Source organism: Phytopseudomonas dryadis (assembly GCF_004327355.1).
Lineage (GTDB): Bacteria > Pseudomonadota > Gammaproteobacteria > Pseudomonadales > Pseudomonadaceae > Aquipseudomonas > Aquipseudomonas dryadis.
On sequence record NZ_QJUM01000006.1, the window covers coordinates 60,987 to 82,241 of the forward strand.

Here is a 21,255-nt window from a genome sequence, read left to right on the forward strand (position 1 = left end):
CAAAAGCAAAGGTGTTACGCCTGACCGCTTTTAACTTGCGGCTTGCGGCTTGCCGCTTGCCTTACCGCAGCGTCAGGTGACGGCTGATCAGGGCGCGCAGGGCCGCCGGTTTCACCGGCTTGGCCAGGAAATCCAGGCCGGCGGCGTGCACCTGGGCGATCAGTTCCGGGCGGCCATCGGCGCTGATCACCACGCCGGGCACCGGTTCGCCCAGGCGGGTGCGCAGCCAGGCCATCAGCTCGGTGCCGGTCTCGCCTTCGTCCAGGTGGTAATCGACCAGGGCCAGGTGCGGGTGCAGCGATTCGCCGAGCAGGGATTCGCATTCGGCGCGGTTGCGTGCCGTCCACACCTGGCAGCCCCAGCGCGAGAGCAGGCTGTGCATGCCGGTGAGGATGCTGTCTTCGTTATCGATGCACAGCACCTGGGTGCCGGTCAGCAGTTGTCCCTTGGGCTCGCCGGCCTGGCGCTGCAGCGCAGGCGCCGGTGTGCGCGCCAGGGGCACGCTGACGCTGAACACGCTGCCCTTGCCTGGCCAGGAGCGCACCTCCAGGCTGTGGCCGAGCACCCGGCACAGGCCGTCGGCGATCGCCAGGCCGAGGCCGAGGCCTTTTTCCGCGCGGGTCTGGTGGCTGTCCAGGCGTTTGAATTCCTCGAAGATCACCTTGCGCTTGTCTTCGGGGATGCCCGGGCCGCGATCCCAGACTTCCAGGCGCAGCTGTCCGGCCTGGCGGCGCACGCCGAGCAGCACGCGGCCCTTGGCATAGCGGAAGGCGTTGGTCAGGAAGTTCTGCAGGACCCGGCGCAGCAGCTTGATGTCGCTGTCGACCCGCAACCGGCTGCCGCGCAGGCGCAGGTCGATGCCATGCTCCACCGCCAGTACCTTGAATTCCGTGCCCAGGGTGTCGAACAGCGTATTGAGGACGAAGGCGTTGCGATCCGGGGTGATGCGGCCGTTTTCCAGGCGCGAGATGTCCAGCAGGTCGGTGATCAGGTCTTCCGCCGAACGCAGCGAGCTGTCCAGGTGACGCACCAGCTCCTGGGCCTCGCGGGGCAGGCTGTCTTCCTGGTGGGAGAGGGCGGCGGAGAACAGCCGGGCGGCGTTCAGCGGTTGCATCAGGTCGTGGCTGACGGCCGCCAGGAAACGGGTCTTGGAGGCGTTGGCCGCTTCGGCGATACCGGTGGCCACGGTCAGCGCCTTGTTCAGTTGCGACAGCTCAAAGGTGCGTTCGGCGACACGCTGCTCCAGGCCCTCGTTGGCGGCCTTGAGGGCGCGTTCGGCTTCGCGGAACTCGGTGATGTCGGTGAAGCTCATGACGAAGCCGCCGCCGGGCATGGGGTTGCCGATCAGTTCGATGACGCGGCCATTGGGAAACACCCGCTCGTAGCTGTGCGCGGTGCCCTGGCGCATCCAGTACAGGCGCTTGGCCACGCTTTCTTCGACATCGTTGCTGCCGAGCATGCCGCGTTCGGCATTGAAGCGGATGATCTCGGCTATCGGTCGGCCGACGCAGATCAGGCCGTCCGGATACTCGAAGATTTCCAGGTAGCGGTGGTTCCAGGCGACCAGGCGCAGGGACTGGTCGACCACGCTGATGCCCTGGGTGATGTTCTCGATGGCGCCCTGCAGCAGGGCGCGGTTGAACTGCAGCACTTCACTGGCTTCGTCGACGATGCGCACCACATCCTCGACCTGCATTTCCCGGCCCTCGATGGCCGCCTTGACCACCGCCCGGGTCGAGGACGCGCCGAGCACGCCCGCCAGCAGGCGCTCGGTGTGGGCGATCCATTCGCTGTTGGCCGGTTGCGCGGCGTTGAGCGGTTTGCCCTGGCGCGAGGCGAAGCGGTTGAAGCTCTGCTGCGCACGCTCCTCGCCGACGAAGCGGCCGGCCAGCAGCAACAGGTCGTCGACCTGCACGGCGAGCATATTGCGTCCGCTCGGTTTGCTGCCGAAGTCATGGTTGACGAAACGCCCGGCCTGCCAGTGTTCGGAGACCCGGGTACGCGAGAAATACGAGACCCAGGCGAACAGCGTCATGTTGCCGGCCAGCGACAGCACCACGCCACGGGTCAGGGCGTCGACCTCGAAGCCCAGCGGCATGTACAGCAGGGTCTGCAGGCCGGGGAAGTGTTCCAGCGGCCAGCCCAGGCCGCGGGCCAGTACCGGCACCACCAAGGTGTAGAACCACAGCAGCGCGCCGCAGATCAGGCCGGCGAACACGCCGCGGCGGTTGGCCTGCTTCCACACCAGGGCGCCGAACATGGCCGGCGCCAGTTGGCCGATGGCGGCGAAGGAAATCTGGCCGATGGTCGCCAGGCTGGCGTTGGCGCCGAGCAGGCGGTAGCAGACGTAGGCCAGCAGCAGGATCAGCACGATGCTCACCCGGCGGGCGGTGAGCATCCAGTGGCGGAAGGCCTCGAACGGGCGCTCGGTGCTTTTGCGGTGCAGCAGCCAGGGCAGCAGTATGTCGTTGGAGATCATGGTCGACAGCGCCACCGAGGCGACGATCACCATGCCGGTCGCCGCCGAGGCGCCGCCGATGAACGCCAGCAGGGCCAGCGCCGGGTGCGCTTCGGCCAGCGGCAGGCTGATGACGAAGGAGTCGGGGCTGATGCCGGGCGACAGCAGCATCTGCCCGGCCAGGGCGATGGGGATGACGAACAGCCCGGCGAGGATCAGGTACAGCGGGAAGACCCAGCGGGCCAGGCGCAGATCCCGGGGCTCGGTGTTCTCCACCACGGTGACGTGGAACTGCCGCGGCAGGCAGACGATGGCGATCATCGCCATGCAGGTCTGCACCAGCATCGCCGGCCAGTTCACCGCCACGGCCCAGTAGGCTTCCAGTTCCGGGTTGCGCTGCGCCTGCTGGAACAGGTCGCCGAAGCCGTTGTACAGGCCGAAGGTGACGAAGGCGCCGACGGCGAAGAAGGCCAGCAGCTTGACCAGCGATTCGAAGGCGATGGCCAGCACCATGCCGCGGTGGTGTTCGGTGACGTCCAGGTTGCGGGTGCCGAACAGGATGGTGAACAGTGCCAGGATCAGCGACACCACCAGGGCGGTGTCCTGGGCGCGGGTGCCACCGGAATCGCTGCCGATCAGCAGGTTGACGCCGAGCACGATGCCCTTGAGCTGCAGGGCGATGTAGGGCAGCACGCCGACCAGGCAGATCAGCGCCACGACGATGGCCAGCGACTGCGACTTGCCGTAGCGCGCGGCGATGAAGTCGGCGATCGAGGTGATGTTTTCCTGCTTGCTGATCAGCACCATCTTTTCGATCACCCAGGGGGCGAACAGCAGGAGCAGGATCGGCCCCAGGTAGATCGGCAGGAACGACCAGAGCTGTTCGGCGGCCTGGCCCACGGCGCCGAAGAAGGTCCAACTGGTGCAGTACACCGCCAGCGACAGGCTGTAGACCCAGGCCCGTACCTTCGGCGACAGGGGCGTGCGGCGACGGTCGCCGTAGAAGGCAATGGCGAACAGGATGGCCATGTAGAGCAGGGCGACCGCGGCGATCAGCCCACTGGACAGCGACATGCGCACTCCGGGAGCAAACTAAGTGGGGCTTGTTCGGTCGTATCATTGCACGTTCGCGTGTGGCCGTTCGGGCCTGCGTCGCGTGCCGTTCAAGCTATTGCCAGGATTTTGCATAGTGTCGCAGCAAAGTGGCGCAGCGTCAGGCGCGACCAAGGTCGCAGGTGCGGGGCGCGGAGCGATGCGGCACCCTGGCAGCGATTGTGAGCGGATTTACAGATTGATATGTTGTGCCCATGGCCGTGGAGGTAACCAATGTTCAAGCCGCAGTTGATCACCCTGCAACGCGGTGCCCTGCGCATCGAGCCGATGCTCGATGCCGATATCCCGGCATTGGTGACCCTGGCCGAGGCCAACCGTCAGGAACTGGTGTACATGAACGGCACCCTGCGCCTGGACTGGTATCGCCAGGGCCTGCTCGATCAGCGCGAGGACAAGGCGCTGCCTTTCGTCATCCGCCTGGGCGATCAACTGGTCGGCACCACCCGCTTCGCCGAGTTCATGCCCACCCTGCCGGCCACCGAGATCGGCTGGACCTGGCTGGACAAGAGCCAGCACGGCACCGGCCTCAACGGCATGATCAAGTACCTGATGCTGCGCCATGCCTTCGAAAGCTGGCAGATGGTGCGCGTGCAACTGAAAACCGCGGCCAGCAACCAGCGCTCGCAGCGCGCCATCGAAAAGCTCGGCGCCGTGCGCGAGGGCCTGCTGCGCAACCACCGCCGGCTGGCCGACGGGCGTCTGGACGATAGTGTGCTCTACAGCATCACCGATCAGGAGTGGCCGGCGATCAAGCAGGAACTGGAGGCGCGTTTCAGCGGTTGACGATGCAGCCGGGAGATCGAGAGCAGGCGCGTTTCAGTTCCTGTGCCGATGTGGGGGGCGTGGAGCTGCTGACCGCGCGTTTCGTCGAGCATCGCTATGCGCCTCATGTGCATCAGAGCTACGCCATTGCGGTGGTCGAGGCGGGTGCGGAACGCTACCGCTATCGCGGTGAAGAGCATGTGGTGAGTGCCGGGCATCTGGCCCTGCTCAACCCGGACGAGGTGCACACCGGTCGCAAGGCTACCGACGATGGCTGGCGCTACCGGGTCTTCTACCCCGAGCCGCAGCAGTTTCAGGCCCTGCTCAAGGAGCTGGAGTTGCCCTCCGCCGTACCAGCCCTGCGTGGCAGCGTGCACCGCGATGAGCTGCTGGTGCCGGCGTTGCTCGACCTGCATCGCCAGTTGCAGGACCCGCTGGTCAGCGTTCTGCAGCGTCAGACGCGCTGGCGCGAGGTGATGCTGCAACTGCTGCAGCGCCATGCTCAGGCGCCGGTGACCGTTGCCGCGGGTAACGAGCCCTTGGCGGTAAGCCAGGCCAGGGAGCTGCTCGCCTCGCGCCTGGCCGAGCCGCCTTCGCTGGAGGCGCTGGCTGCTGCGGTGAATCTCTCGCCCTTTCATTTCGCCCGGGTGTTCCGGCGCTCGACCGGCCTGCCGCCCCACGCCTGGCTGCAGCAGCGTCGGCTGGAGCAGGCGCGGACGCTGTTGCGCGACGGCTGCGCCCCGCTGAGCGTGGCACTGCAGCTGGGTTTCTCCGACCAGAGCCACCTTGGGCGGCAGTTCAAGCAGGCTTATGGCGTTGCGCCCGGCGAGTACCGCAGCGCCTGCCAACGCAGCTCCGTAGCCTGTGGTTGAGCGAAGCGATACCCCGGGCCGCGCTTCCCGGGTATCGCTTCGCTCGACGCCGAGCTACGGGACTGGTGATCGCTTCACCTGCGCAAGATCGTTCAAGACAGGCATGGCATCAGCCGCATAGCCTTTGCCAATCCCGATCGCCCGCAAGCGGGCTCCTGCATGGTCAATGGTTCGCATCTCATGTCCCGTCCACACGAATTCCTGCAAGGCCTGCGCGATATGCTGCCGATGCTGCTCGGTGCCATGCCGTTCGGCGTCATCTATGGCAGCCTGGCAGGCGCCGCCGGCCTCAGCGCCTGGCAGACCATCGCCATGTCCGTGCTGGTGTTCGCCGGCTCCGCGCAGTTCATCGCCATCAGCCTGCTCGGCGGCGGTGCGACCCTGAGCGTGCTGTGGCTGACGACCCTGGTGGTCAATCTGCGTCACGCCCTGTACAGCGCCACCCTGCAGCCCTTCGTTCGCCATCTGCCCAGGCGCTGGCGCATGCCACTGGCGTTCTGGCTGACCGACGAGACCTTTGCCGTGGTTCAGCAGCGCTACGCCGAAGCCGACGTCTCGCCCTACAAGCACTGGTACTTCCTCGGCGCGGCCCTGGCCATGTACGTCAACTGGGTGGGGTGCACGCTGATCGGCCTGGTGTTTGGCCAGGCGGTGCCGGACATCGCCGGCTGGGGGTTGGATTTCGCCATGATTGCCACCTTCATCGGTGTCGTCGTACCGATGCTGCGCAACCTTCCCCAGGTGGCGGCAGCGCTGGTGGCCGGTGCGGTAGCGCTGGTCTGCCACGATTTGCCCTACAAACTCGGCCTGATGGCCGCCGCCTTCGCCGGCATTCTGCTCGGCGTGCTGCTGGAGCGTCGCCGTGGCCTGCCGCAGCACGAGGTGGCCTGATGGATAACTGGATGCTGATTCTGGGCATGCTGGCGATCACCTTCGCCACCCGCTACAGCCTGTTCGCCTTTCCCGATCTGCGTTTTCCGCCGCTGCTGCGCCAGGCCCTGCATTACGTGCCGACGGCGGTGCTCACCGCCATCGTCGTGCCGGGCATGCTGCTGCCCGATGGCGAGCATTGGGCGCTGCGCTGGGACAACGCCTACCTGCTGGCCGGCCTGGCGACCCTGTGCATCGCCGTGCTCACCCGGCATCTGCTGGCGACCATCGGCGGCGGGCTGCTGGTGTTCTTCCTGCTGCGCTGGGCGTTGGGGCAGGTTTGAGCGGCAAGCTGCAAGCCTCAAGCTGCAAGAAACCGCGAAGAGTCGGCAGTCTGGCTTTTACTTGTCGCTTGAGGCTTGCAGCTTGCCGCTCCCGTCGCGTCCAATGCTCTGCGAATCACCCATAGGGAAGGTATCGATGAGCCAGCACTCGCAATTCGCCCTGCTGGGAAGCAGACGCTTCCTGCCGTTCTTCATCACGCAATTGCTCGGCGCCTTCAACGACAACATTTTCAAGCAGTCGTTGATCCTCGCCATTCTGTTCAAGCTGACCGTCAGCGCCGACCGCGATCTGCTGGTCAACCTGTGCGCGATGCTGTTCATCCTGCCGTTCTTCCTGTTCTCCGCCCTGGGCGGGCAGTTCGGCGAGAAATACGCCAAGGATTGGCTGATCCGTCGGCTCAAGTTCTGCGAAATCGCCATCATGCTCGCCGGTGCCGCCGGCGTGCTGCTGGGCAACCTGACGCTGATGCTGGCGGTGCTGTTCGCCATGGGCATGCAGTCGGCGCTGTTCGGGCCGGTGAAATACTCGATCCTGCCCCAGGCGCTGAAGCCCGAGGAACTGGTCGGCGGCAACGCGCTGGTGGAGATGGGCACCTTCCTGGCGATCCTGGCCGGCACCATCGGTGCCGGGATCATGCTCACCAGCAGCCATTACAGCGTCATCGTCGCCGCCTCGGTGGTGCTGCTGGCCGTGCTGGGTTACCTGGCCAGCCGCGCTATTCCGCGGGCGGACGCGGCCTTGCCGAGCCTGAAGCTGGACTGGAACATCCTGCGCCAGACCTGGCTGACCCTGCGCATGGGCCTCAGGCAGCCCCCGGCGGTATCGCGCTCGCTGGTCGGCAATTCCTGGTTCTGGTTTCTCGGTGCGGTGTACCTGACGCAGATACCGGCCTATTCGAAGAAGTGGCTGCACGGCGACGAAAGCGTGGTGACGCTGATTCTCACCGTGTTCTCGGTCGGCATCGCCCTGGGCTCGATGCTCTGCGAGCGCATGTCCGGGCACAAGGTGGAAATCGGTCTGGTGCCGTTCGGCTCCATCGGCCTGTCGTTGTTCGGCATCCTGCTGTGGTGGAATTCGGGCGGTGTGCCGCCCGCGGCGCAGCCGTACGACTGGCTGGCGCTGCTCGGCCATGGCCCCGCCTGGTGGGTGCTGGGCGCGATCCTCGGCATCGGCGTGTTCGGCGGCTTCTACATCGTGCCGCTGTATGCCCTGATCCAGTCGCGCACCGCCGAGGACGAGCGCGCTCGGGTGATTGCCGCCAACAACATCCTCAATGCGCTGTTCATGGTGGTCTCGGCGCTGGTGTCGATCCTCTTTCTCAGCGTCGCCGGGCTGTCGATCCCGCAACTGTTCCTGGTCATCTCGCTGATGAACGTCGCGGTGAACAGCTACATCTTCAAGATCGTGCCCGAATTCGCCATGCGCTTCCTCATCTGGATGCTGGGGCACTCGATGTACCGGGTCTCGCACAAGGGGCTGGAGGCCATTCCCGACGAGGGGCCGGCGGTGCTGGTGTGCAACCACGTGTCATTCGTCGATGCGCTGCTGATCGGCGGAGCGGTGCGGCGTCCGGTGCGTTTCGTCATGTACTACAAGATCTACAACCTGCCGCTGCTCAACTTCATCTTCCGCACCGCCGGCACCGTACCGATCGCCGGGCGCAACGAAGATCTGCTGGTCTTCGACGCGGCCTTCAAGCGTATTGCCGAGTACCTGCACAACGGCGAGGTGGTGTGCATCTTCCCCGAGGGCAAGCTGACCGCCGACGGCGAGATCAACGAGTTCAAGGCAGGCGTGGAGCGCATTCTGCAGGACAATCCGGTGCCGGTGATTCCCATGGCGCTGCAGGGCCTGTGGGGCAGCTTCTTCAGCCGCGATCCGCGCAAGCGGCTGCTGCGCCGCTTCTGGTCGCGCATCGACCTGGTGGCCGGCGCGCCGATCGAGGCGGCCGCCGCCACGCGGCAGGTGCTGCAAGCCGAGGTCGCGGCATTGCGCGGCGACAAGCGCTGATCAGGCGAAGAGGAACCTCGTAGCCTGGGTTGCTTCGTGGGCGGCTCAGCTTCAGGCCGGGAACGTCGTAGGGTGGACGACGCTTGCCTGCGCGGCCCGATCCGTCCACCGCCTTGCGATCGCATTGGTGGACAAAAAGAGCGTTGTCCACCCTACATCCGCTTGCGTCTTGTCATGGCTATTCGCTACTTGTCTCGTTCATCCCTAATGCGCCGCAGGAGGGTCGCCAGCAAGGCGCCGGACAGGTTGTGCCAGACGCTGAACAGGGCGCTGGGCACCGCCGCCAGTGGCGAAAAGTGGGCGCTGGCCAGCGCGGCGCCGAGCCCGGAGTTCTGCATGCCGACTTCGATGGACAGGGTCTTGCGCTGGGCCAGCGGCATGCCGGTGAGCACCCCGGCGAGGTAGCCGAGGCCCAGGCCCAGGCCGTTGTGCAGTATCACCACGGCCATGATCAGCAGCCCGGATTCGGCGATCTTCGCCTGGCTGGCGGCAACCACTGCGGCGACGATTGCGACGATAGAAACCACCGAGATCAGTGGCAATACATCGATTGCCAGCTTCACGCGTTCGCCCAGCAGTCGTTGTGCGACCAGGCCAAGGACGATCGGCAGCAGCACCATCTGAAGAATCGAACTGAACATGGCCCAGAAGGAAACTGGCAGCCATTCGGAAGCCAGCAGCCAAATCAGCGCGGGAGTGACGATCGGTGCCATCAGGGTGGTCACCGCAGTGATACCAACGGACAGCGCTACGTCACCCTTGGCGAACCAGGTGATGACGTTGGAAGCGGTACCGCCTGGGCAGCAGCCGACCAGAATCACGCCCACAGCGATTTCCGCCGGCAAGGCGAACAACTTGCAGAGTAGCCAGGCCAGACACGGCATGATGATGAATTGTGCGAGCACGCCGATCAGCACCCGCAGTGGATGCCGGGCCACTTCGCGGAAATCCCCGGCCTTGAGAGTCAGGCCCATGCCGAACATGATCAGGCCGAGCAGCGGCACGATCCACGAGGTCAGCGGCAGGAAGGCGCCGGGCAGCAGAAAGGCCAGCACGGCGAACAACAGCACCCACAGGGCGAAGGTATTGCCGACGAAGCGGCTCAGGGCGATCAAGGCAGACATGGTGATGGTTCCGTAACGAGGGGCTGGCTCCGTGGACGGGCAGGCGTGCGGAGCCGGTTATTGTTAGAGGAGCAGCCGCAAGCTCCAAGCCTCAAGCTCCAAGCAAAAAGCTAGAGCCTCGTGCAGCCCTGCTTTCACTTGCAGCTTGAGGCTTGCCGCTTGCCGCTGCTTCTTAGATTCCCTGCGGGATGTCTTCGCCGCCCAGGGCTTCGAACAGCGCCGGCAGGAACTCGACGAAGGTCAGCATCATCAGGGTGAAGCTGGCATCCAGTTGGCCGAGGTTGTCGTCGCCGCCATCCTGCTCGGCCTGTTCCTGCAGCAGATCCTCGAAGCGCAGGCGCTTGACCACCAGCTTGTCGTCGAGCACGAAGGACAGCTTGTCCTGCCAGGCCAGGGACAGTTGCACGACCTGCTTGCCGGAGGTCATGTGCAGCTGGATTTCATCGCCGGTCAGATCCTGGCGCTTGCAGCGCACCACGCCGCCGTCTTCGTGGGTGTCGCGCAGCTCGCACTCGTCGAGCACGTAGAAGCCTTCGGCGGCTTTCTGCGTCTTGACCCAGTCGGTCATGGTCGCGCTCGGGGCGATCTTCACGGTCAGCGGACGCACCGGCAGCGAGCCGATGGCTTCGCGCAGGGTGGAGAGCAGGTCTTCGGCGCGCTTCGGGCTGGAGGCATCGACCAGGATCAGGCCCTGGGCCGGGGCGATGGCGGCGAAGGTGGCGGACTTGCGGATGAAGGCCCGCGGCAGGAAGGCCTGGACGATCTCGTCCTTGAGCTGATCGCGCTCCTTCTTGTAGACCTTGCGCATCTGCTCGTTTTCGATCTCGTCGACTTTCTCCTTGAGCGCATCCTTGACCACGCTACCCGGCAGGATGCGTTCTTCCTTGCGCGCGGCGATCAGCATGAAGCCCTGGCTTTCGTGCACCAGTGGCGCATCCGCGCCTTTGCCGAAGGGCGCGATGAAACCGTAGGTGGTCAGTTCCTGGCTGGCGCAGGGGCGGGCGGGCTTGGCGGCCAGCGCGGCTTCGAGTGCCTCGGCAGCGAAGGGAACATCTTGGGTGAGGCGGTAGACCAGCAGGTTGCGGAACCACATGAGCGGGGTGTTCTCCAGTTAGCGGGCGCGCCCAGCGGGCGAGCGGAAATCATGAGTCGGTGCGCAAGGACGCTTGAGCGGCAGGTGAGTCGCGTATGCCGCGCCATGATCGGACCAGCGCGAGCGCGCATTATTCCTTCCCGGGGAGGCTAAGGCCAGGTTTGCGCGATGGCCGTTGCCATAATCCTAACCCTTTGGAACACCAATAAATTTTTTTCACGAAAGGGGGTTGCCAAGGTGCAGGTCGCTCTCTAGAATGCGCCCCACTTCGAGAGTGAAGGGTGATTAGCTCAGCCGGGAGAGCATCTGCCTTACAAGCAGAGGGTCGGCGGTTCGATCCCGTCATCACCCACCAATCGAGGTATGCGCAGCGGTAGTTCAGTCGGTTAGAATACCGGCCTGTCACGCCGGGGGTCGCGGGTTCGAGTCCCGTCCGCTGCGCCATATATCGCTTCCAGGGCCCGCTGAACACCCGGAAGCAACGCAAGAAAGCGCCCCAGGGCGCTTTTTTCGTTTCTGCCTGAAGAACTTCCGCTGGGCTCCGGTGCGGTCGTGCTGAAACGTCAACAGACCCTATGTCGCGCAACGGTCATGTGTCGGCCAGGGCGCAAGCGGCCTTCGGCCTTCGATCAAAAACGCTTGAGGCTGGAAAGCTGGACGAAAGAGCCCATGGGGTTTGCTTGTCGTTCAGCCTTCAGCCTCCAGCCTTTAGCGCTCCTATCGGCTACGCCATTTGATCCGTGCTGTGGCATTAGACCGCACCCGGGCGAAAGGGCGGTTTTTCCTGCAGGCCATCGTCCCGCTCGGGAATGTCGTCGGTGTGCGCCTCGTCCTTGCGCACCGTGCCCAGGATGCCGACCACGGCACCCAGCGCCAGACCGGCGGCGGCGAACGCCCAGGGACGGCGCTGCAGCGTATGGGTCAGGCTGTCGGCTCCCTGCTTCACCTGATGCTTGAGCGTTTCCGCGCCCTCGGCCAGGTCGTGCAGCTTCTGCCTGGCCGCGAGCGTGCCCTGATGCAGTGACTGCTTCGCCTCGTGCAGCGCATCGGCCAGGGTTTCGCCGTCCTCGGTGTCGCCGGGATCGGCCACGGGCTGTGGCCGCCCGCGGCTCTGTTCCACCGCCAGCCAGGCCAGGCCGATGGCGGTCAGCGCCACGGGAACGGGGTTGGTTTTCAGCGTGTGCCCCAGGCGCTCGGCCATTTCCAGGCCGCCGCTGTCGCGTCCGTAAGCCAGGGCCTGATCGAGCAGGCGTCGAGGGGTCAGGCGCGCTTCGACGTCATCGATCAGGGCGTCGATGCGGTTGCGTTGCTGATCGATCTCCTGCTCGAGGAGTTCGGGGGGCTTGCGCGATTCGACTGCAATGCTGCTGCTCGTGCTCATGACATTTGCCTCTGCACCGCTTCCTTGTCTTTCTGCAAGGCGTCCAGGGTGCGTTCCGGGGTGAGTTGAGAGGGGGCGAATTGTTTCTGGCCGATCTTCAGCATGGCCAGGCCGATCAGGATCACCACCACGCCGACGATCAGTGCCGCCAGCCACGGCGCCACTATCGTGCTCAGCCCGTAGACGGCCGACAGCAACAGCATGAGGAAGCCCGACAGGAGGACGATGGCGCCTCCGGCGATGGCGGCGATACCGGCCTTGGTGGCCTGCAGGGACTGGTTCAGCTCGACCTTGGCCAGGGCCAGTTCCTTGGTGAACAGCACCTGTATTTCCCGGGTCAGCTGGCGTAGCAGCCCGAGGATCGAGGGTTCGGGTAGCGGCGCGCCTGGCTCTTCGCTCATTGTGGGGCTCCTTCTGGCAGATCATCGGTTTGTGTGGCGCGGCGCTGGTCGCGTCTGGCCAGCAGGCGGGCGATGCCGAAGCCGATGGCGATCCCGCCAGCGGCCAGCAATAGAGGGTGCGCGTGGGCGAAACTGTCGGCTCTGTGCAGGGCCTCGCCCTGAGCGTTGCGTGCCTTGCCAGCCAGGCGCGAGAGCTGCTGTGCGGCGGCCAGCAGGCGCGCGGAGGCGCCAGGCCCGTCATGGTTTTCCTGATCGGCCACGGTGGAGCGGGCGATGCGCACCCGGGTCTCGAGATCCTGCGCACTCTGCTCGCCGTGCTGGATCTGCGTGCGCAGTTGTTCCCGGGCCTCGTCGCGCCAGTGCCCGGAGATGACCTTGCCGGGTCTTTTATGCGGCCGTTGCTTGCTGTCGTTGTCCATGTGCCTACACCTTGTTCGTGCGTGAAAGTGCGCCGGGGTGGTGCCGAGCGTGGCGTCCGTTCAGGCGATCGCCCCGTATCCGTGGGCGGCTGCTGCTCAGTGGCCGCCGGCCTGCCTGGGGTAGTCCGCGGTAACGCTCATGTCGAGCTCCGGCCCCATGCTGGGCGCCGGCGGAGCCGGCTGCGGCGCGGCAGCGGGCGGATCGACCACCTCCTCGAGCATCATCAGCAATTCCTGGGCGCGCTGGATGCGCGCCCGCAGGTACCTGATCTCTTCGAGTGGATCGTCCACGGCGCTCTTGACGCTGCAATGGCCGCTCAAGCCACGCAGCAGCAACAGGCCGCCGAGGCTCAGTTGACGATTGCCGCGACGGCCTTCCTGGCTGGCGCCCAGGGCGGCGAACAGCAGGCCGCCGCCAATCGACAGCAGGCGCTCCCAGCCCCTGACGTTCTGTTGTGCCGGCTGTGGCCGAGGGGCTTGCGATTGTGGTTCGAAGGCGACCATAGGATCACTCCTGCCAAAGGTGGTGGTTAGCGGCGCCGCGCATCCGAGCGTCGGTTCGGCCACGGGGCTCATACCGGATCGGGCTGCGGCTTGCCGGGCAACTCGTCGTTGTCCTGGTCCTGCCCGGGGCTGCTCGGCTCTTGCGGGGCATCGTCCGCGGGATCGGGAACCGAGCCCGGTATGCGCCGTGGTTCATTCGCGAGCGAGGCGATCGGCATGTGCGTCTCCCATAGGCGTTCGGCTTGTCCTGGTTTGGAGGGCGCCAGCCCCGGTGCGTTCGATCTTTTTAGTGCGGCGCTTGCAACTGCCCCCGAACGCTCATCCGTCGATCCGCGGCCCATCGCGCACGGGTCGCCGCTGCGCGGGATCTGTGGCGTGTGCCGCTGCGCCCGGGGCCGTGGGCGACGGCCGGAAAAACACTAAACCTCTGCGCCGCCGGTCCAGTCAAGATGCCTGTCCGGGCCAGCGCCATCGTGCTGCCGGGACAGCGCATGCACACGCAGCGTGGCAACTCCCATCCATGTCGGTCCGACCACGAGCGGGCCTGAACTTCGAGCGAGTTTTCCATGACCACGACAGTCGCTGACTTTATCGTCGAACGCCTCCACCAATGGGGCGTTCGACGTATCTACGGGTATCCGGGCGATGGTATCAACGGTGTGTTCGGCGCCCTGGCCAGGGCCAACGGCAAGATCCGTTTCATCCAGGCCCGCCACGAGGAAATGGCGGCGTTCATGGCCTCGGCCGATGCCAAGTTCTCCGGCGAACTGGGGGTGTGCATCGCCACATCCGGCCCCGGCGCGTCGCACCTGCTCACCGGTCTTTACGACGCGCGCATGGATCACATGCCGGTGCTGGCGATCGTCGGCCAGCAGGCGCGTAACGCCCTGGGCGGACATTACCAGCAGGAGCTCGATCTGTTGTCGATGTTCAAGGATGTCGCCGGGGCGTTCGTGCAGCAGGCCGCTGCGCCGGCGCAGGTGCGCCACCTGGTCGACCGCAGCATTCGCACGGCGCTGGGCGAACGCCGGGTCACCGCGCTCATCCTGCCCAACGATCTGCAGGAGGCCGCCTACCAGGCGCCGCCGCACGAACATGGCACCCTGCACTCGGGAGTGGGCTACAGCAAGCCAAGGGTCGTGCCCTATCAGGCGGATCTGCAGCGCGCCGCCGATCTGCTCAATGCCGGCAAGAAGGTCGCGATTCTGGTGGGCGCCGGCGCGCTGGGTGCTGGCGATGAGGTGATCCAGGTCGCCGAAACCCTCGGCGCCGGAGTGGCCAAGGCGCTGCTGGGTAAGGCGGTGGTGCCCGACGACCTGCCCTGGGTGACCGGTTCCATCGGCCTGCTGGGCACCAAGCCGAGCTACCAGCTGATGAACGAGTGCGACACGCTGCTGATGATCGGTTCGGGCTTTCCCTATGCCGAGTTCCTGCCCAAGGAGGGGCAGGCCCGTGGCGTGCAGATCGATATCCAGCCGGACATGCTGAGCCTGCGTTACCCCATGGAGGTCAATCTCCAGGGCGACGCCGGCGAGACCCTGCGCGCCTTGCTGCCTTTGCTCGAGCGCAAGACCCGACGTACCTGGCGCAAGCGGGTCGAGCGCTGGCGCGGGCAGTGGGAAACCACCCTGGAACGTCGTGCCATGGCTTCGGCCGAGCCGATCAACCCGCAGCGCGTGGCCTTCGAGCTGTCGCCGCGCCTGCCGGATCGCGCCATCGTCACCTGTGATTCGGGCTCGTGCGCCAACTGGTTAGCCCGTGACGTGAAGATCCGCCAGGGCATGCTGTGTTCCCTCTCCGGCGGCCTGGCCTCGATGGGCGCGGCCGTGCCCTATGCCATTGCCGCCAAGTTCGCCCATCCGGATCGTCCGGTGGTGGCGCTGGTGGGCGATGGCGCCATGCAGATGAACAACATGGCCGAACTGATCACCGTCGCCAAGTACTGGCAGCAGTGGCAGGACAAGCGCTGGATCTGCGCCGTATTCAACAACCAGGATCTCAATCAGGTCACCTGGGAGCAGCGGGCGATGGAGGGCGATCCGAAGTTCGAGGCTTCGCAGAGCATTCCGGACGTGGCCTACCACCGCTTCGCCGAGTCGATCGGCCTCAAGGGCATCTTCGTCGACCGCGAGGATGCCGTGGCAGAGGCCTGGGAACAGGCGCTGGCGGCCGACCGGCCGGTGCTGATCGAGTTCAAGACCGACCCCAACGTACCGCCGTTGCCGCCGCATATCACCCTGGCGCAGGCCAAGGCGTTCGCCTCGACCTTGCTGCAGGGCGATCCCGACCAGGGCGGGGTGATCAGGCAGACCACCAAGCAGGTACTGGGCGCGATCCTGCCGGGCAAGGGCAAGCGCGGCCAGTGAGCCGTCAGCCTGCGCCGGCGAGCAGCTGCGTGTGCCAGTGGGGCACGCGTAACAGGGCATGGCGCGAGGCCTCGCGCAGTACCCGGGGGCGATCACCGAGGAAACGTTCGGTGCTGGAGAACAGCTGCAAGCGTCCCGCATGGCGAAAAGCCCAGGCGAAGCACACCGTACCGGGCTCGATGCCGTCGTGCGCTTCGGGCCCGGCGATGCCCGTGGTGGCGATCGCCACATTGGCCGGGCTGTCGCGCAGGGCGCCGATGGCCATTTCCCGGGCGATTTCCTCGCTGGTCAGGTTGAAGGTGTCGAGCGTTTCCTGGCTGACGCCGAGCAGGCGTTTCTTCGCCGCGGGGGAATACACCACGTGGCCGGCATCCAGGCATTCTCCGCTGCTGGGGCATTCGGCGAGCAGGGCGACGATCATGCCGGCGGTACAGGATTCGGCGGTGGCCAGCAGCAGGTGCTCGCGTTTGAGGTAGTCGAGCAGTTGCTGAATCGCTTGCATGGGGTCTGTTCCTGTTTCTTTTCTTGGTCTGCCCCAGGCGCGGCCAGTGCGATCATTCGGATCGACGGGCATGGGCTTTTGCATGAACTCCGAAGGCGACTCTCCAGTCAGGTGTTACAGGCTGGATGAGGAGGGCTCATGCTTATTTCATTGAATCGCCAGGTCGCCCTGGTCACCGGCGCCAGTTCCGGAATCGGCGCGGCGTCGGCCCGTGCGCTCGCCGCTGCCGGCGCCGCGGTGGTGGTCAATTACCGTTCCCGGCGCCAGGCGGCCGAGCAACTCGTCGAGCAGATCCGCGAGGCGGGCGGCCAGGCCCTCGCCATCGGCGCGGACGTGTCCCGCGAGGAGGACGTCGAGCGGCTGTTCGCCGAGACCCTGGAGGCCTTCGGCCATCTGGATATCCTGGTGGCCAATTCCGGTCTGCAGCGCGATGCCGCCACGGTGGACATGAGCCTGGATGACTGGCAGCAGGTGATCGAGGTCAACCTCACCGGCCAGTTTCTCTGCGTGCGCGCGGCGTTGCGCCAGTTTCTCCGCCAGGGCGTGCGCGAGGGGGTATCCCGGGCCGCCGGCAAGATCATCCAGATGAGTTCGGTTCATCAGCGTATCCCCTGGGCCGGCCGGGCCAATTACGCCGCCTCCAAGGGCGGTGTCGATCTGCTGATGCGCAGTGTGGCGCAGGAGGTCGGCGAGCAGCGCATCCGGGTCAACGCCGTGGCCCCCGGGGCGATCCGCACGGCGATCAATCGGGAGAGCACCGAGGGCGACGCGGCGCGCAAGCTGCTCGGGCTGATTCCCTATGGTCGCCTGGGCGAGGTCGAGGACGTCGCCAATGCCATCGTCTGGCTGGCCTCCGATGCGGCCGACTACGTGCATGGCACCACCCTGTTCATCGACGGCGGCATGAGCCTCTATCTGGAGTTTCGCGACAATGGCTGATATTCACGGCGAGCGACAGCATCCCATCGAGGCCCACGGCGTGGTCGGCGACATGCGCAGCGCGGCGTTGATCGCCGACAGCGGCTGCGTGGATTTCTTCTGCTGGCCGGATTTCGACAGCCCGTCGATCTTCGCGGCGCTGCTCGATACGCCCGAGGCGGGCATTTTCCAGCTGGCGCCGGACCTGCCCGACGCGCGCCGCCAGCAGATCTACCTGCCCGACAGCAATGTGCTGCAGACGCGCTGGCTGGCCCGGGAGGCAGTGGTGGAAGTCACCGACCTGATGCCGATCGGAGTCGGCGAGGATGACCATCCCCGGCTGTTGCGGCGGGTGCGGGTGGTGCATGGCCGTGCCCGGGTACGCATGCGCTGTCGGGTGCGGCACGACTACAGCCGCGCGGCCAGCGTGGCCGAAAGCGACGGCGACGATGTCGGCTTTCACGCCGAGGGCCAGCCCAGTCTGCGCCTGGCCGCCACCCGGCCACTGCGCATCGAGCAGGGCAGTGCGCTGGCCGAATTCGTGCTCGAGCAGGGGCAGTGCGCCGAGTTCGTGCTCGGTGCCTTCGACGATCCCGCGGTGGTGGCCGGTGCCGGCGAGCAGTGCCTGCAGGAGACGCTGGCCTACTGGCGCCGCTGGCTGAAGCATTCCCGCTACCGTGGCCGCTGGCGGGAAATGGTCAATCGTTCGGCGCTGGCGCTGAAACTGCTGACCTCGCGCAAGCACGGCGGCATCCTCGCCGCCGCCACCTTCGGCCTGCCGGAGGCCGCTCAGGGCGAGCGCAACTGGGACTACCGCTACACCTGGATCCGTGACGCTTCGTTCACCGTGTATGCGTTCATGCGGCTGGGTTTCGTCGAGGAGGCCAACGATTTCATGCGCTGGGTGCGGGCCCGGGTCGGCGATTGCACGGCTGAGCCGATGCACTTGCGCATCCTCTACAGCCTCGAAGGCGAGCAGGAGTTGCCGGAAAGCGAGCTGGACCATCTGGCCGGGCATGGCGGTGCACGGCCGGTGCGCATCGGCAATGAAGCCCATACCCAGCGGCAGCTGGATATCTTCGGCGAGTTGCTGGATGCGGTGTACCTGGCCAACAAGTACGGCGAGGCGATTTCCCATGACGGCTGGCGGCATGTGGTCCATATCGTCGACCAGGTGTGCGACAGCTGGCGGCACAAGGATGTCGGTATCTGGGAGATACGCGGTGAGGAGCAGCACTTCCTGCATTCGCGACTGATGTGCTGGGTCGCTCTGGATCGGGCCATCCGCCTGGCCAGCAAGCGCTCGCTGCCGGCCCCGTTCGCACGCTGGAACGAGCAGCGCCAGGCCATTCACGACGACATCTGGAACAACTTCTGGGACCCGGAGTGCGGCCATTTCATCCAGCGCCTCGGTAGCCAGGAACTGGATGGCTCGATGCTGCTGATGCCGCTGGTGCGTTTCGTCGGTGCCAGCGACCCGCGCTGGCTGGCGACCCTGGACGCCATCGAACGCCACCTGGTGCGCGATGGCATGGTCTATCGCTACCGCAGCGATGACGGCCTGAAGGGCGAGGAGGGCGCTTTCGTCGCCTGCTCGTTCTGGTACGTGGAGTGCCTGGCCCGGGCCGGACGCGTCGAGCAGGCGCACCTGGAGTTCGAACAGTTGCTGCGTTACGCCAATCCGCTGGGACTCTATGCCGAGGAGCTCGACCCGCGTGGCCACCACCTGGGCAACACGCCCCAGGCGCTGAGCCACCTGGCGCTGATCAGCGCCGCCAGTTTCCTCGACCACAAGCTCAGCGGCGAACGCACCACCTGGCAGCCGTGAGCGCGAGTCAGGCGTGATCGTTGCCGGGGTTCGTCGGTGGCGTCCTGCGTACCGGGAACACGTCGAGAATCTCGATGCCCAGTTGGTTCATCAGCTGTTTCACCGAGGTCGGCGTGTCGCTGGCGCCGGGCGTACGGTCGGCAGGCAGCTCCGCGTTGAGTACGGTGAATTCGACCGCCTTCATATTGGGGATGAACTTGGTGGTGATGGTTTGGAATCGCCTTTCGCCGTTACGCGAATAGATGATCAAACAATCCATGGCTAGAACGTCCCCTTGAGTCCTGTTGACGATTTCAGTGCGTGCTGCATGGCTGCAGCAAAGGGTCGACGCTCTGCGCCCGTCCTTTGGCCTGTCCCTGAAGTATCGCGTTCCGGCGATCCCCGAGTTCTCAGAATAGGCGATAAAGACCCGGGGGAAAAGGCTTGCTGGAGCGGCTCGTGCCGGTTGCCGCGGTCAGCTCCCCGCGCGCAGGCCCGACCAGGCCACGGCGCTCAGGATCAGGGCGCCGCCGAGCAGCATGCCGCCGCTGGGAACCGCGCCGAACAGCAGCCAGGCGCCGGCGATGGCGTACACCGGCTCGACGGCGATCACCACCGCGGCGGTGTTGGTCCTGACCTGCCTGAGGGCGGCGATGAACAGGCTGTAGGCCAGCCCGGTGCAGAATACCCCGAGCGCCATCAGCAGCAGCCAGTCGCGGCCTTCGATCAGCGGCAGCTCCCGCCACAGCAGCGGGGCGAGCAGGGCGCTGATGGCCAGGCACTGCCACCAGCAGGCCGGCAGCCCCCCGACATTGCTGGAGAAATGCTTGTTGGCCACGGCAATGGCGGCGTAGCTGGCGCCTGACAGCACGCCCCAGAGCAGCCCCGCGGTGCTGCCGTCGTCGAGGTCGAAGGACGGCGTGACCAGCACCAGGCCAACCGATACCAGGATCAGGATCAGGCCGTCGGCGCGCCCCAGGCGCTGGCCGAACAGCAGCCGTTCGATCAGCGCGGTGAAGGCCGGAAACGAGGCGAAACCCAATGTCGCCACCGCCACGCCGCCGGTCTGCACCGCGACGAAGAACAGCAGCCAGTGCATGCCCAGCGCCGCGCCCGTGGCCAGCAGCTTGCCCGCCGTCGTCACGGACACCCCGTGCCAGGGCCGCTGCCGCAGGCACAGGCACAACAGGCTGATGGCGAGCAGGGCGAAGGCCGCCCGGCCAAGGACGATCATGCCGGCGCTGACCGTCAGGGATTTGCCGAGCAGGGCGGAAATGCCGACCAGGAGGGCGGCGCCGTGCAATTGCAGGTGGGCGGTGTATCGGCTCATGGCGTGCTGTCGCGGGTGAGGGAGGCGGCCATGGTGGCGCCGAACGCTCGTCCCGTAAAACGGATTAAACTGGGTTAAGTTATTCGAAAAACGAATGGTGATGACCGATGGCCCGAGAGGATTTGCAGATCGACTGGTTGCAGGCCTTCGTGACCGTGGTCGGCAGCGGTTCGCTGACCGCCGCCGCCGCTCAACTGGCGCGCTCGCAGTCGGCGGTGAGCATGCAGATCAAGAAGCTCGAAGCTGCCGTCGGCCGGCCCTTGCTGTTGCGCGGCCCACGGCACCTGAGCCTGACGCCGGCCGGTGAGGAACTGCTCGGCTATGCGCGCAAGCTGCTGTCGGTACACAGCGAAGCCCTGCTGGCGCTGCGCGGCGCTCGCCTGCAGGGCAAGGTATCGCTGGGTATTCCCGACGACTATGCGCTGGGTTACCTGACGCCCTTGCTCAACAGCTTCGCCGCTCAGCAGCCGGCGGTCGAGGTGAGCCTGGTCTGCGAACCCTCCACGCGACTGATCCCCAAGGTGGAAAGCGGCGAGCTGGATGTCGCCATCGTCACCCGCGACAAGCCGCAGCGTGGCGAACTGTTGTTTCGTGAGGAGCTGGTATGGGTCGGCAATGCCCGCCAGGAAACCTGGCGGCAGACACCGCTGCCGATTGCCGTGTACGAACTGGGCAGCCAGGCGCGCAGCCGCATTCTCAAGGCCGTTGGCGCCCTCGGGCGCAGCTATCGGGTGGTCTACAGCAGCCCCAGCGTTGCCGGGCAGCTGGCGGTTGCCGAGAGTGGCGCGGCGCTCGGGGTACTGACCCGCTGCAGTGTGCCGGCTTCACTGCAGATCCTCGGCGCCGCCCAGGGCTTGCCGGGGCTGCCGATGCTCGAGGTGGTCGCCCTGCGTTGCCGGGCGTCGGCCACGCCGGCGCTGGTCGATGCGCTGTACGGTCAGGTCCTGCAGACATTGCGCCGCGATTTCGAATGAAGCTGG

General features: G+C 66.0%; 20 protein-coding genes and 2 tRNA genes. 11 read left to right on the top strand and 11 right to left on the bottom strand.

Features of this window, described 5'->3' with window-relative positions; genetic code table 11:
* Nucleotides 1-61: 61 nt before the first annotated feature.
* Nucleotides 62-3,532 carry a hybrid sensor histidine kinase/response regulator gene (locus DNK34_RS06690; protein ID WP_131173937.1) on the bottom strand — a complete coding sequence of 1,157 codons (3,471 nt, stop codon included), beginning with the start codon at nucleotides 3,530-3,532 and terminating at the stop codon, nucleotides 62-64.
* 252 nt (nucleotides 3,533-3,784) lie between these two features.
* Here DNK34_RS06690 and DNK34_RS06695 point away from each other — a divergent pair, with 252 nt between their 5' ends.
* The 5 genes from DNK34_RS06695 (at nucleotide 3,785) to DNK34_RS06715 (ending at nucleotide 8,430) form a co-directional block, all read left to right on the top strand.
* Entirely contained in the window at nucleotides 3,785-4,354 is a 570-nt protein-coding gene (locus DNK34_RS06695; protein WP_131173938.1) for a GNAT family N-acetyltransferase, read from the top strand.
* A gap of 2 nt (nucleotides 4,355-4,356) precedes the next feature.
* The gene (locus DNK34_RS06700) at nucleotides 4,357-5,205 is read left to right on the top strand and encodes an AraC family transcriptional regulator (RefSeq protein WP_131173939.1); all 849 of its coding nucleotides are present in this window, start codon (nucleotides 4,357-4,359) and stop codon (nucleotides 5,203-5,205) included.
* Nucleotides 5,206-5,385: 180 nt separating this feature from the next.
* Nucleotides 5,386-6,096, top strand: a complete 711-nt coding sequence (locus DNK34_RS06705; protein WP_131173940.1) for an AzlC family ABC transporter permease — start codon at nucleotides 5,386-5,388, stop codon at nucleotides 6,094-6,096.
* Nucleotides 6,096-6,419: an AzlD domain-containing protein gene (locus DNK34_RS06710; protein ID WP_131173941.1), complete on the top strand. Its 324-nt coding sequence runs from the start codon at nucleotides 6,096-6,098 to the stop codon at nucleotides 6,417-6,419. Before DNK34_RS06705 ends, DNK34_RS06710 begins: the two co-directional genes overlap by 1 nt.
* Nucleotides 6,420-6,555: 136 nt before the next feature.
* The gene (locus tag DNK34_RS06715) at nucleotides 6,556-8,430 is read left to right on the top strand and encodes an MFS transporter (RefSeq protein ID WP_131173942.1); all 1,875 of its coding nucleotides are present in this window, start codon (nucleotides 6,556-6,558) and stop codon (nucleotides 8,428-8,430) included.
* A 185-nt stretch (nucleotides 8,431-8,615) separates the two neighbouring features.
* Here the strand turns inward: DNK34_RS06715 and DNK34_RS06720 are convergent, their stop codons facing one another.
* The gene (locus DNK34_RS06720) at nucleotides 8,616-9,554 is read right to left on the bottom strand and encodes a bile acid:sodium symporter family protein (RefSeq protein ID WP_131173943.1); all 939 of its coding nucleotides are present in this window, start codon (nucleotides 9,552-9,554) and stop codon (nucleotides 8,616-8,618) included.
* Nucleotides 9,555-9,726: 172 nt separating this feature from the next.
* Complete coding sequence (rdgC, locus tag DNK34_RS06725) at nucleotides 9,727-10,647, bottom strand: recombination-associated protein RdgC (protein WP_131173944.1); 921 nt, start codon at nucleotides 10,645-10,647, stop codon at nucleotides 9,727-9,729.
* A 279-nt stretch (nucleotides 10,648-10,926) separates the two neighbouring features.
* Between rdgC and DNK34_RS06730 the strand changes: the two genes are divergently transcribed.
* Both DNK34_RS06730 and DNK34_RS06735 read left to right on the top strand, forming a co-directional pair.
* Nucleotides 10,927-11,002: transfer RNA gene (locus tag DNK34_RS06730), tRNA-Val, on the top strand.
* Nucleotides 11,003-11,014: 12 nt separating this feature from the next.
* A tRNA-Asp gene (locus tag DNK34_RS06735) sits at nucleotides 11,015-11,091 on the top strand.
* A gap of 307 nt (nucleotides 11,092-11,398) precedes the next feature.
* Here the strand turns inward: DNK34_RS06735 and DNK34_RS06740 are convergent.
* From DNK34_RS06740 to DNK34_RS25385, 5 genes are all read right to left on the bottom strand, one after another.
* On the bottom strand, nucleotides 11,399-12,028 hold the full coding sequence (locus DNK34_RS06740) for a DUF3618 domain-containing protein (RefSeq protein ID WP_131173945.1): 630 nt from the start codon (nucleotides 12,026-12,028) through the stop codon (nucleotides 11,399-11,401).
* On the bottom strand, nucleotides 12,025-12,429 hold the full coding sequence (locus DNK34_RS06745) for a phage holin family protein (protein ID WP_131173946.1): 405 nt from the start codon (nucleotides 12,427-12,429) through the stop codon (nucleotides 12,025-12,027). Before DNK34_RS06745 ends, DNK34_RS06740 begins: the two co-directional genes overlap by 4 nt.
* Nucleotides 12,426-12,848, bottom strand: coding sequence for a hypothetical protein (locus DNK34_RS06750; RefSeq protein WP_131173947.1), 423 nt, complete (start codon nucleotides 12,846-12,848; stop codon nucleotides 12,426-12,428). The genes DNK34_RS06745 and DNK34_RS06750 overlap by 4 nt, the downstream gene beginning before the upstream one ends.
* Nucleotides 12,849-12,944: 96 nt before the next feature.
* Nucleotides 12,945-13,352 (bottom strand): YgaP-like transmembrane domain, encoded by a 408-nt coding sequence (locus tag DNK34_RS06755; RefSeq protein ID WP_165496917.1) that lies wholly within the window; start codon nucleotides 13,350-13,352, stop codon nucleotides 12,945-12,947.
* Nucleotides 13,353-13,420: 68 nt separating this feature from the next.
* Nucleotides 13,421-13,570, bottom strand: coding sequence for a hypothetical protein (locus tag DNK34_RS25385; protein WP_165496916.1), 150 nt, complete (start codon nucleotides 13,568-13,570; stop codon nucleotides 13,421-13,423).
* 348 nt (nucleotides 13,571-13,918) lie between these two features.
* Between DNK34_RS25385 and DNK34_RS06760 the strand changes: the two genes are divergently transcribed.
* The gene (locus DNK34_RS06760; protein ID WP_131173949.1) at nucleotides 13,919-15,718 is read left to right on the top strand and encodes a thiamine pyrophosphate-requiring protein; all 1,800 of its coding nucleotides are present in this window, start codon (nucleotides 13,919-13,921) and stop codon (nucleotides 15,716-15,718) included.
* A 4-nt stretch (nucleotides 15,719-15,722) separates the two neighbouring features.
* Here DNK34_RS06760 and DNK34_RS06765 read toward each other — a convergent pair whose 3' ends face one another.
* Nucleotides 15,723-16,220, bottom strand: a complete 498-nt coding sequence (locus DNK34_RS06765; protein WP_131173950.1) for a CinA family protein — start codon at nucleotides 16,218-16,220, stop codon at nucleotides 15,723-15,725.
* Nucleotides 16,221-16,358: 138 nt separating this feature from the next.
* Here DNK34_RS06765 and DNK34_RS06770 point away from each other — a divergent pair, with 138 nt between their 5' ends.
* Together DNK34_RS06770 and DNK34_RS06775 are read left to right on the top strand one after the other, a co-directional pair.
* Entirely contained in the window at nucleotides 16,359-17,159 is an 801-nt protein-coding gene (locus DNK34_RS06770) for a glucose 1-dehydrogenase (protein WP_131173951.1), read from the top strand.
* Nucleotides 17,152-18,966: a glycoside hydrolase family 15 protein gene (locus tag DNK34_RS06775; RefSeq protein WP_131173952.1), complete on the top strand. Its 1,815-nt coding sequence runs from the start codon at nucleotides 17,152-17,154 to the stop codon at nucleotides 18,964-18,966. Before DNK34_RS06770 ends, DNK34_RS06775 begins: the two co-directional genes overlap by 8 nt.
* A gap of 7 nt (nucleotides 18,967-18,973) precedes the next feature.
* On the opposite strand, the gene DNK34_RS06780 is transcribed toward DNK34_RS06775, so the two are convergent.
* Nucleotides 18,974-19,225 carry a hypothetical protein gene (locus DNK34_RS06780; RefSeq protein WP_131173953.1) on the bottom strand — a complete coding sequence of 84 codons (252 nt, stop codon included), beginning with the start codon at nucleotides 19,223-19,225 and terminating at the stop codon, nucleotides 18,974-18,976.
* Nucleotides 19,226-19,420: 195 nt separating this feature from the next.
* Nucleotides 19,421-20,275, bottom strand: coding sequence for a DMT family transporter (locus DNK34_RS06785; RefSeq protein WP_131173954.1), 855 nt, complete (start codon nucleotides 20,273-20,275; stop codon nucleotides 19,421-19,423).
* Between the two features lie 107 nt (nucleotides 20,276-20,382).
* Here DNK34_RS06785 and DNK34_RS06790 point away from each other — a divergent pair, with 107 nt between their 5' ends.
* Entirely contained in the window at nucleotides 20,383-21,249 is an 867-nt protein-coding gene (locus DNK34_RS06790; RefSeq protein WP_131173955.1) for a LysR family transcriptional regulator, read from the top strand.
* The last annotated feature ends 6 nt before the right edge of the window (nucleotides 21,250-21,255 follow it).

Coding starts and splice junctions, on each gene's coding strand:
- DNK34_RS06690 (WP_131173937.1), bottom strand. CDS start 3,532: ATGTCGCTGTCCAGTGGGCTGATCGCCGCGGTCGCCCTGCTCTACATG.
- DNK34_RS06695 (WP_131173938.1), top strand. CDS start 3,785: ATGTTCAAGCCGCAGTTGATCACCCTGCAACGCGGTGCCCTGCGCATC.
- DNK34_RS06700 (WP_131173939.1), top strand. CDS start 4,357: ATGCAGCCGGGAGATCGAGAGCAGGCGCGTTTCAGTTCCTGTGCCGAT.
- DNK34_RS06705 (WP_131173940.1), top strand. CDS start 5,386: ATGTCCCGTCCACACGAATTCCTGCAAGGCCTGCGCGATATGCTGCCG.
- DNK34_RS06710 (WP_131173941.1), top strand. CDS start 6,096: ATGGATAACTGGATGCTGATTCTGGGCATGCTGGCGATCACCTTCGCC.
- DNK34_RS06715 (WP_131173942.1), top strand. CDS start 6,556: ATGAGCCAGCACTCGCAATTCGCCCTGCTGGGAAGCAGACGCTTCCTG.
- DNK34_RS06720 (WP_131173943.1), bottom strand. CDS start 9,554: ATGTCTGCCTTGATCGCCCTGAGCCGCTTCGTCGGCAATACCTTCGCC.
- rdgC (WP_131173944.1), bottom strand. CDS start 10,647: ATGTGGTTCCGCAACCTGCTGGTCTACCGCCTCACCCAAGATGTTCCC.
- DNK34_RS06740 (WP_131173945.1), bottom strand. CDS start 12,028: ATGAGCACGAGCAGCAGCATTGCAGTCGAATCGCGCAAGCCCCCCGAA.
- DNK34_RS06745 (WP_131173946.1), bottom strand. CDS start 12,429: ATGAGCGAAGAGCCAGGCGCGCCGCTACCCGAACCCTCGATCCTCGGG.
- DNK34_RS06750 (WP_131173947.1), bottom strand. CDS start 12,848: ATGGACAACGACAGCAAGCAACGGCCGCATAAAAGACCCGGCAAGGTC.
- DNK34_RS06755 (WP_165496917.1), bottom strand. CDS start 13,352: ATGGTCGCCTTCGAACCACAATCGCAAGCCCCTCGGCCACAGCCGGCA.
- DNK34_RS25385 (WP_165496916.1), bottom strand. CDS start 13,570: ATGCCGATCGCCTCGCTCGCGAATGAACCACGGCGCATACCGGGCTCG.
- DNK34_RS06760 (WP_131173949.1), top strand. CDS start 13,919: ATGACCACGACAGTCGCTGACTTTATCGTCGAACGCCTCCACCAATGG.
- DNK34_RS06765 (WP_131173950.1), bottom strand. CDS start 16,220: ATGCAAGCGATTCAGCAACTGCTCGACTACCTCAAACGCGAGCACCTG.
- DNK34_RS06770 (WP_131173951.1), top strand. CDS start 16,359: ATGCTTATTTCATTGAATCGCCAGGTCGCCCTGGTCACCGGCGCCAGT.
- DNK34_RS06775 (WP_131173952.1), top strand. CDS start 17,152: ATGGCTGATATTCACGGCGAGCGACAGCATCCCATCGAGGCCCACGGC.
- DNK34_RS06780 (WP_131173953.1), bottom strand. CDS start 19,225: ATGGATTGTTTGATCATCTATTCGCGTAACGGCGAAAGGCGATTCCAA.
- DNK34_RS06785 (WP_131173954.1), bottom strand. CDS start 20,275: ATGAGCCGATACACCGCCCACCTGCAATTGCACGGCGCCGCCCTCCTG.
- DNK34_RS06790 (WP_131173955.1), top strand. CDS start 20,383: ATGGCCCGAGAGGATTTGCAGATCGACTGGTTGCAGGCCTTCGTGACC.